Raw genomic sequence first — 7,558 nt, 5'->3', positions numbered from 1 at the left:
AGATCTCCCATCGCTGGGTGGTGCGGCCGCGGCAGTGGTCGGTGCTGGCCCCGACCCGCCAGACGGTCGTGATCCGCCCGCAGCGCCGCCGCTGACCGGCCTCAGTCGATCGCGATCAGGTCGTCCGTCGCGCCGGCCGCCAGGCGCCGGGCATGCAGGCGCACCACCGCATCCCCGGGATGCGCCGCTGCCAGCGCCGCGAATAGCGCCGCCGCCCCTGGATCGCCCTGCCGCAGCGCCGCGTGGGCCGCGGCGTAGGCGCCGGCGGGGGCGGGGCACAGCTCATCCGGAATCATCGTCTCGATCGGCACGCCGACGCCGCGCAGCTGCAGCCGCGCCACCGGCCGGAACGTCCGGTCCGGGCAGGCCCTGGCCGTGGCGGGAGAGACGCAGAGCGCCGTGCCCAGGGCCTTGTTCGCATTCTCCAGCCGCGCCGCCAGGTTCACCGCCTCGCTGTAGGCGGTATAGTCGAAATGGTGCCGGCTGCCGAAATTGCCGACCACCGCGCCGCCGGTGGTGACGCCGATCCGCGTCTCGCCGAAGGGCACGCCTTCGGCCCGGCGTGCGGCGGCGAACTCCGTGGTGAAGCGGTGGACGGCCAGGGCGCAGGCGATGGCGCGTTCGGCATGGTCCGGCTGGTCCAGCGGTGCGCCGAACATCGCGTGCAGCGCGTCGCCCACCATCTTGTCGATGGTGCCGCCGGCGTCCAGCACGCAACCGCAGACCCCGTCGAAATAGTCGTTCAGCGTCGCCACCAGCCGGTCCGGCGGCACCGATTCGCTCAGGCTGGTGAAGCCGGCGATGTCGGTGAACACGAAGGACATCTCGCGCCATTCGCCGCCCAGCCGCAGCCGCTCCGGATGCTCGGTCAGCCGCGCCACCAGGGACGGGGCGAGGTATTGCGCGAAGGCGGCGCGGATGGCGCGGCGCTCGCGCTCGACCCGCCACTGCGCCATCGCCGCCACCGCGCCATGGGTCAGCAGCAGGCCCAGCGCCGGCAGGGTCGGGTCCAGCAGCAGCCCGGCCTGGCGGTAGGCCAGGAAGGCGCCGGCGGCGATGGCGCCCGCGGCCAGCACCGCCAGGCCGCCGGAGACGATGGCCGGCAGCCGGCGCCAGGACGCCACCAGCGCCAGGCCCAGCACCAGCAGCAGGCCGATCTCCGCCGCCTCGGCCCAGGCCGGGCGGGTCAGCGACGCGCCGAGCAGGATCTGCTCCAGCGCCTCGGCATGGGCGGTGACGCCGGCGATGCGGTCGCGCAGCGGCGTCAGCACGGTGTCGCCGAAGCCGGTGGCGGTGACGCCGACCAGCACGATCCGCCCGCGCAGCGCCGCGGCGGGATCGGTCGCCATCGCCGCGTTCGGGGCGGGGGCTTGCTCGAGCAGCTGCCAGGCCGGCACCTGGCGGGCCGGCACGTCGGCGGTGAAGCGCAGCCAGAACTGGCCATCCGGCGCCACCGGCAGGATCGCGTCGCCGACGCGCACCGCGTCCAGCCCGGGGCCGTCGGGCGCGGCCCGCAGCGTCACCGTGCCGGCGCCCTGGGCCACCCGCAACGCCTCGATCGCCAGCGACGGGATCAGGGCATCGCCGAGCAGGGCGACGGCGGGCAGGCGGCGCAGCACCTCGTCGCGGCCGGCCGGCGCGCCGATGCTGCCGTTGCCCCAGGCCGCGGCCTCGAATTCCGGCAGGCTGGGCACCGCCGCGGCGAAGCGGCCCAGCCCCTGCCGCGCCGGCCCGATCTCGGCGAAGCTGGCCTTGATCACGGGCATCCGGCCCGGCGTGTCGGCGGGCGCGAAGGCCACCACGCTCGGCACCCGCTCCAGCGCCTGGGCCAGGTCGCGGTCGGGATCCGGCAGCGCCTTGGCCAGCTGCGTCAGCTCCGCCGGGTCGGCGCGGCCGGCCAGCAGCTCCGCGATCCGGGCCGGGGCGCTGCGGTCCGGCTCAGCCAGGACGAGGTCCAGCGCCACCGCCGCCGCCCCGGCCCGGCCCAGCCGGTCGACCAGCTGCGCCAGGAGGTCGCGCGACCACGGCCACTGACCGAGCCGGCGCAGGGATTCGTCGTCGATCGCGACCACGCGCACCGGCACGTCGGGGTCGTAGGGTCGCGGCGCCATCCGCTGGAACAGGTCGAAGCCCTGCAGCCGCAAGGCCGCGACCGGGGCCGGATCGGCCAGGCGCAGCGCCGTCAGCCCGGCCAGGACCAGCAGTCCCGGCAGCACCAGGGCGAGGCGGCGCCACAGCCGGCGCATCGGGTCAAGAGGCTCCGGCGTCGGCGATGTCGGCCAGCGCGTCGGTGTCGCAGATCACCATCGCCCCGTCTTCCCGGCGCAGCAGCCCGTCGGCGGACCAGCGGCCGAGCTGCAGGTTGACCTTCTCGCGGCTGGCCCCGATCAGCTGGCCCAGGTCGCGCTGCGACAGGTCCAGTGGCACCAGCATCTCGCGATCCTTGCCGCGGGAGCCATGGGCCTCGGACAGGGTCAGCAGCAGCCGCGCCAGCCGCGACGGCAGCGCCATCAGCGCGACGCCTTCCAGCTGGTCGCTGGTGCGGCGCAGACGGGTCGACAGCAGCTCCAGCAGCCGGATGCAGGCCTCCGGCGATGCCTGCAGCACCGGCAGCATGTCGCGGCGCTCCAGGCTTAGGAGGCGGCAGGGACCGAAGGCGACGACATCGGCGCTGCGGCCGCGGCCGTCCAGCAGCGACATCTCGCCGAAGATCTCCCCCGGCTCCAGGATGGCCAGCAGGATCTCGCGCCCCTGCGGCGAAGTAAGGCGCAGCGCGACGCGGCCGGAGACGACGATCATCAGGCTGGTGCTCTCGTCGCCGCGCAGGAAGATGGTGTCGCCGTCCTCATAGCTGCGCTCGGTCAGCCGGGCGGCCAGGGCATCGCACTGGGCCGGGGAGAAGGCGGTGAAGAACGGGGTCTCGGACAGAAGACGACGCTTCTCTACAGCGGAAACGCTGGTCACGCGGACTCTCCTGCCAGGGCTAAGCTAAGATAAGGGCTGTCTCCCGCTACGGGAAGGCCCGGTTGCGCCGCAACGTGACCCAGGTAACACCGGACGGCCCCGCACCGAACCATCATCTCTCCGAAAGGGAGATCGCGATGACACGTCTTTCACGCTCCGTCGGGCTCGTCCTTGCCTGCCTGCTGCTGCCGGCCGCGGCCCTGGCGCAGGACCGCCCGAAGATCGGCCAGGTCGACCGGCTGGAGCCGGCTGCCGGCGCCTATTACCAGGGCCATGACCGGCTGCTGGACCCGGCGTCGCCGGTGTTCCTCGACGACACGCTGTGGACCGGCCCGCAGTCGCGGCTGCAGGTCAAGCTCGACGACGGCACCGAGCTGTCGCTGGGGCCCGCGGCGCGCCTGCTGGTCGACCGCTTCGCCTATGGCGGGGCCGATGGCGGCGCCACCCTGGCGCTGCGCCGGCTGCAGGGCGCCTTCAAATTCGTCGGCGGCGGGGTCGAGCAGGTGCCCGGGCACAGCCTCTCGATCGAGACCGGGGTGGCGACCCTCGGGGTGCGCGGCACCAGCTTCTTCGCCGGCCCGATCGACGGCGCCTTCGGCGTGCTGGTGATCGAAGGCTCGGTCGAGGTGTCGACGGATGCCGGCTCGGTCACGCTCGGGCCCGGCGAGGGCACGGCGGTGACCAGCCGCAAGGAGCCGCCGGGCGCGGTCAAGCGCTGGCCGGCCGAGAAGGTCCGGCGCGCTCTGGCGATGGTGGAGATCCGCTGAGGCGACTACAGCCCCAGGTCGCGCTTGATCTCGGCCAGCACGGCGCAGGCCTTGTTCGGGTCCTGGGCGCTGATCGAGGGCAGCGACTGGATCTTCTTCGAGATCTCGGACAGCTTGTCCTCGGGCAGCGACCCGTCGCGGACCTTGGAGCCCCAGGCCGCGACCACGGCCGCGGATTCGGCGTTCACGTCGCAGGATTCCGCGGCCAAAGCGGGCCCGGCAACGAAGGCGAGAAGGGCGGCGGTCAGGGCAAGGCGGCGCATTCCGGTCTCTGATCTGCGGCGCAGCGTCGGGGCTGCGGGCCAAGAATCGTGGCCAAGCATGGCGAGATCAAGGCCGACTCCGCGGCTCCATCCCCTTCCGGTGCCGGTCCGGTTGCGCTATGACACGCGAATTCCCCACGGGGTCTTGGAGAACCGTAGATGGCCGAGCACGCGTCGTTCCGGAAGGATTTCCCGGTGTCCTGGGAGGAGCTGCACCGCAACGCCCGTGCCCTGGCCTGGCGTCTGGCGGAGCTGGGGCCGTGGAAGGGCATCGTCGCGATCACCCGCGGCGGGCTGGTGCCGGCGGCGATCCTGGCGCGCGAGCTCGACGTCCGGCTGATCGACACGGTCTGCGTCTCGACCTACGACCACCAGGACATGCGGGAATCCAAGATCCTGAAGCCGCCGGTGGAAGGCGACGGCGAGGGCTGGCTGATCGTCGATGACCTGGTCGACACCGGCCGCACCGCCCGGGTGGTGCGCGACCTGCTGCCGAAGGCGCATTTCGCCACGGTCTACGCCAAGCCGGCCGGGCGGCCGCTGGTCGACACCTTCATCACCGAAGTCAGCCAGGACACCTGGATCTTCTTCCCCTGGGACATCGAATACCGCTACGCCGAGCCGATCGCCGAGATCCGCCAGAAGCGCTGAGGCCGCCATGCCGATCCATTTCGAGGCGTCGGAGCTGGCGGACCGCCGCCGCCGCGTCTGTGCCGAGATCGCCGCCCGCGGCCTCGACGGCCTGCTGGTGTTCCGCCAGGAGTCGCTGTACTGGCTGACCGGCTACGACACTTTCGGCTATGTCTATTTCCAGTGCCTCTGGCTCGGCGTCGACGGCCGGATGACGCTGCTGACCCGCTCCGCCGACGAGCGCCAGGCCTATTTCACCTCGGTGATCGAGGATGTCCGCGTCTGGGTCGACCGGGCGGGGTCGGAGCCGGCGGACGACCTGCTCAAGATCCTCGACGAATACGATGTCCGCGGCAACAGGATCGGCGTCGAATGGGATGCCTACGGCCTGACCGCGGCGCTGGGCTTCCGCCTCAAGGCCAAGCTCGACGGCTACGCCAGGCACGAGGACGCCTCCGACCTCGTCTCCCGCTTCCGGCTGATCAAGAGCCCGGCCGAGCTGGTCTATGTCCGCGAGGCGGCCAAGCTGGCCGACGCCGCCTATGACGAGGCGGTGAAGCTGACCGGGCCCGGCGCCTTCGAGGGCGACATCCTGGCGGCGATGCAGGGCGCGGTCTGGCGCGGCGGCGGCGACGACCCGGCCAACGAGTTCATCATCGGCTCCGGTCCCGGCGCCCTGATGTGCCGCTACTTCACCGGCCGCCGGCACCTCTCGGCCGAGGACCAGCTGACGCTGGAATTCGCCGGCACCTACCGCCACTACCACGCCTGCCTGATGCGCACGCTGCTGGTCGGCAAGGCCTCGCCGGAGCATCGGTCGATGCACAAGGCAGCGGTCGAGGCGCTGGAGGCGGCCAAGGCGGCGCTGAAGCCGGGCCGCCCGCTGGGCGACGTGTTCGACGCCCATGCCCGGGTGGCCGACGCCGCCGGGCTGCGCCACGCCCGGCTGAACGCCTGCGGCTATTCGCTGGGCACCACCTTCGCGCCGAACTGGATGGACTCGCCGAATCTGTCGATGTTCTTCCACGGCAACCCGACGCTGGCGGCGCCGGGGATGGTGTTCTTCATCCACATCATCCTCTACGACAGCGACCGGGGCCTGGCCATGACCTCGGGCCAGACCGTGCTGGTCACCGACACGGGGTGCGAGCCGCTGACCCTGGCGCCGACCGAGCTGGTCGTCGCCTAGTCCTGGGTCTCGCCTGACAGCGGCGTCGCCAGCATCGACGGGCGGCGGCTGAAGGCGTCGAACCAGACCGAGAGGCGCGGCCGGCCGGGGCGGAATTCCGGCAGGCCGCGGAACTCCAGCCAGCTCAGCGCCGTGGCCAGGGCGATCTGGCCCAGTTCGACCGGGCCGTCCAGGTCGACCTCGCGCTCTATGAAATCGTAGGCCGCCTGCAGCTTCGCCGCCTGGCCCTCGGCCAGGGCCGGATAGCGCAGCGCTTCCGGCCGGCGCTCCGTCTCCCAGCGCAGGGCGATGCCGGCATCGGCCAGCCCCTGGGCCAGGGCCTGCAGCCGCAGGGTCAGGGCCCGCGCCCGGCCGGCGGGCGGAATCAGCTTCGGCCCGTCATGCAGCCCGTCCAGGTGGTCGCAGATGGCGACGCTGTCGAACAGCGCCAGCCCGTCGGCGCAGATCAGCACCGGCACCTTGCCCAGCGGGTTGGCGGCGAACACGGCGTCGTTGCGCCGGGTCGGGCTGGTCTCGTGGTGGATCACCTCGATCCGCCCGGCCAGCCCGACCTCATGCGCCATCACCAGCACCTTGCGGGCATAGGGAGAGTGCGTCTGGTACAGCAGCTTCATGGGGAGGTCACGGCCTCAAAGGAAGATGCCGTGACCCTATCCGCCCGCCGGCGCGAGGTGCGCGCGATGATCGCGCCGTGACGCAAGGTTTTTGCGTCAGCCGATCCGGCCGACCTTCATCCTCGGATCCAGCAGGTCGCGCAGCCCGTCGCCGATCAGGTTCAGGCCCAGCACCGCCACGGCGATGGCCAGGCCGGGGAACACCGCCTGCAGCGGCGCCTGGGCCAGCAGGGTCTGGGCGTCCAGCAGCATCTTGCCCCAGCTGGCCTGCGGCGGCTGGGTGCCGAGGCCGAGATAGCCCAGCGCCGCCTCGGCCAGGATGGCGATGGCGAACTGGATCGTCGCCTGCACGATCAGGGCGTTGGCCATGTTCGGCAGCACGTGGCGCAGCGCGATGTCCAGCCGCGACCGGCCCAGCGACTGGGCAGCGCGAACGAAGTCGCGGCCATAGACCACCAGGGCGGCGCCGCGCGACACCCGGGCGAAGACGGCGATGTTGAAGATGCCGATCGCCAGGATGGCGTTGACCGCGCCGGGACCCAGCAGCGCGGTGATCAGGATGGCGCTGAGCACGGCCGGGAAGGCGAAGGTCAGGTCGACGGCGCGGCCCAGCACCTCGTCGGTCCAGCCGCGCCGGGCCGCCGCCCACAGGCCCAGCGGCACGCCGAGGACGAGGCCGATGGCCACCGCCACCACCCCGACCGCGACCGAGGTGCGGGCGCCGACCATGATGCGGGACAGCGTGTCCCGGCCCAGCTGGTCGGTGCCCAGCCAGTGCAGCAGGCTCGGCGTCTGCAGCTTCTGCGGGATGGCGATGGCATTCGGCGCATAGGGCGTCCAGAGCAGGCTGAGTAGCGCCATGCCGATGAAGACGGCGCACAGGGCGAGGCCGAGGATGAAGCCGCGATGGGCCAGGAGGCGCAGCATCGGCGTCACCCCGCCTGCTTCGGCCGCGGGTCGATCACGGCATAGACCACGTCGACGAGGAAGTTCACCGTCACCACGATGGCGGCAAGCAGCACCACCACGTCCTTGACCACGATCAGGTCGCGCTGGGCGATGGCCTGGAAGGCCAGCCGGCCCAGCCCGGGCAGGGTGAAGACATTCTCCACCACCACCGCGCCGGCCATC

9 protein-coding genes are annotated in these 7,558 nt (G+C 72.3%); 3 read left to right on the top strand and 6 right to left on the bottom strand.

The window, feature by feature from the left end; all coding sequences use genetic code 11:
- Nucleotides 1–101: 101 nt before the first annotated feature.
- Both ABDW35_RS27560 and ABDW35_RS27555 read right to left on the bottom strand, forming a co-directional pair.
- On the bottom strand, nucleotides 102–2,246 hold the full coding sequence (locus ABDW35_RS27560) for an adenylate/guanylate cyclase domain-containing protein (protein WP_343717058.1): 2,145 nt from the start codon (nucleotides 2,244–2,246) through the stop codon (nucleotides 102–104).
- A 4-nt stretch (nucleotides 2,247–2,250) separates the two neighbouring features.
- Complete coding sequence (locus ABDW35_RS27555; RefSeq protein ID WP_343717057.1) at nucleotides 2,251–2,964, bottom strand: Crp/Fnr family transcriptional regulator; 714 nt, start codon at nucleotides 2,962–2,964, stop codon at nucleotides 2,251–2,253.
- Between the two features lie 137 nt (nucleotides 2,965–3,101).
- Here ABDW35_RS27555 and ABDW35_RS27550 point away from each other — a divergent pair, with 137 nt between their 5' ends.
- On the top strand, nucleotides 3,102–3,731 hold the full coding sequence (locus tag ABDW35_RS27550) for a FecR family protein (protein WP_343717056.1): 630 nt from the start codon (nucleotides 3,102–3,104) through the stop codon (nucleotides 3,729–3,731).
- A gap of 5 nt (nucleotides 3,732–3,736) precedes the next feature.
- Here ABDW35_RS27550 and ABDW35_RS27545 read toward each other — a convergent pair whose 3' ends face one another.
- Complete coding sequence (locus ABDW35_RS27545) at nucleotides 3,737–3,994, bottom strand: hypothetical protein (RefSeq protein WP_343717055.1); 258 nt, start codon at nucleotides 3,992–3,994, stop codon at nucleotides 3,737–3,739.
- Nucleotides 3,995–4,153: 159 nt separating this feature from the next.
- Here ABDW35_RS27545 and gpt point away from each other — a divergent pair, with 159 nt between their 5' ends.
- Together gpt and ABDW35_RS27535 are read left to right on the top strand one after the other, a co-directional pair.
- Nucleotides 4,154–4,645 carry a xanthine phosphoribosyltransferase gene (gene gpt, locus ABDW35_RS27540; protein WP_343717054.1) on the top strand — a complete coding sequence of 164 codons (492 nt, stop codon included), beginning with the start codon at nucleotides 4,154–4,156 and terminating at the stop codon, nucleotides 4,643–4,645.
- A gap of 7 nt (nucleotides 4,646–4,652) precedes the next feature.
- Nucleotides 4,653–5,813, top strand: coding sequence for a Xaa-Pro peptidase family protein (locus ABDW35_RS27535; protein WP_343717053.1), 1,161 nt, complete (start codon nucleotides 4,653–4,655; stop codon nucleotides 5,811–5,813).
- On the opposite strand, the gene ABDW35_RS27530 is transcribed toward ABDW35_RS27535, so the two are convergent.
- The 3 genes from ABDW35_RS27530 to ABDW35_RS27520 all read right to left on the bottom strand — a co-directional run.
- Nucleotides 5,810–6,427, bottom strand: a complete 618-nt coding sequence (locus ABDW35_RS27530) for a glutathione S-transferase family protein (protein ID WP_343717052.1) — start codon at nucleotides 6,425–6,427, stop codon at nucleotides 5,810–5,812. The genes ABDW35_RS27535 and ABDW35_RS27530 overlap by 4 nt on opposite strands.
- Before the next feature lie 96 nt (nucleotides 6,428–6,523).
- The gene (locus ABDW35_RS27525) at nucleotides 6,524–7,354 is read right to left on the bottom strand and encodes an ABC transporter permease (protein WP_343717051.1); all 831 of its coding nucleotides are present in this window, start codon (nucleotides 7,352–7,354) and stop codon (nucleotides 6,524–6,526) included.
- Between the two features lie 5 nt (nucleotides 7,355–7,359).
- A partial coding sequence (locus ABDW35_RS27520; protein WP_343717050.1) for an ABC transporter permease subunit occupies nucleotides 7,360–7,558 on the bottom strand: 199 nt, incomplete at its 5' end.

The sequence above is a fragment of the Inquilinus sp. genome, assembly GCF_039594555.1.
GTDB lineage: Bacteria > Pseudomonadota > Alphaproteobacteria > DSM-16000 > Inquilinaceae > Inquilinus.
Note: the sequence above shows the minus strand (reverse complement) of the source record. Positions and strands in the feature narration are given on the sequence as shown.